Annotated in this window: 1 protein-coding gene; it reads right to left on the bottom strand. The window is 46.4% G+C overall.

The features are described 5' to 3' along the window. Positions 1 to 386: 386 nt before the first annotated feature. A partial coding sequence (locus R7040_RS25485) for a TatD family hydrolase (protein WP_318097429.1) occupies positions 387 to 857 on the bottom strand: 471 nt, incomplete at its 5' end.

Genomic DNA, 857 nt, shown 5'->3' on the forward strand with positions numbered 1-857 from the left:
ACTTAACTTTCAACACGTAACCACATTTAGTACAGACATAAACTTCTTTGATGCCTAGCAGCTTTTGAAAAAAGTTGCGTGGTACGCGTTGCAAGTAAGCACCATGTGTACACATTTCAATATCCGTATTCATGTTGTTTTACACCTGTGCTAAGACGTAGGCGAATAGCAGTATAAGAAAAGAATGTGTCGAGTTGTCGACAGTCACAAGAAGCGTACTGATGGAATACGCATGATGCGAAGTGAGTAGGGTTACAAGTTAATAGTTATGTCTATCAACACTACAGTATTGCTGGTTGAGTCGTTTCAGGTTTGGCCTGTTCACCCAACCGTTTAGGCAATAAAAAGCGACCTAGTGTGGCCGCTTGTTGCGTTTGTTGTCTTGCTTAAATCTTGAATAAGCTTTTTGCATTTTCCGTGGTGATAGCATCTATGGTTGCGACCTCTTCGCCACGCAAGTCTGCCACTCGCTGCGCGACGAGCGATGTGTAAGCTGGCTCATTGCGTTTACCGCGATGCGGCACTGGCGCCAAATATGGGCAGTCTGTTTCTAAGATGACCCATTGCATGTCTAAGTGTGGAATGACTTGGTCCATGCCGCCGTTTTTAAACGTCGATACACCGCCTAAACCAAGGTGGAAGCCCAACTCGTTAATTGCTCGCGCCTCTTCTAAGCTGCCACCAAAACAATGGAACACGCCACGCAGGCGACCGTCTTGCTCTTGACGAAGCAGAGTCAGCGTTTCTTCGATGGAATCGCGGGTGTGGATCACCACAGGTAAATCCATCTCTTTTGCCCAATTGAGTTGGGTTACGAAAGCCATCTCTTGCTCTGCTTGGTGGGTTTTATCCCAATA

This window comes from Vibrio sp. 1069 (assembly GCF_033340555.1).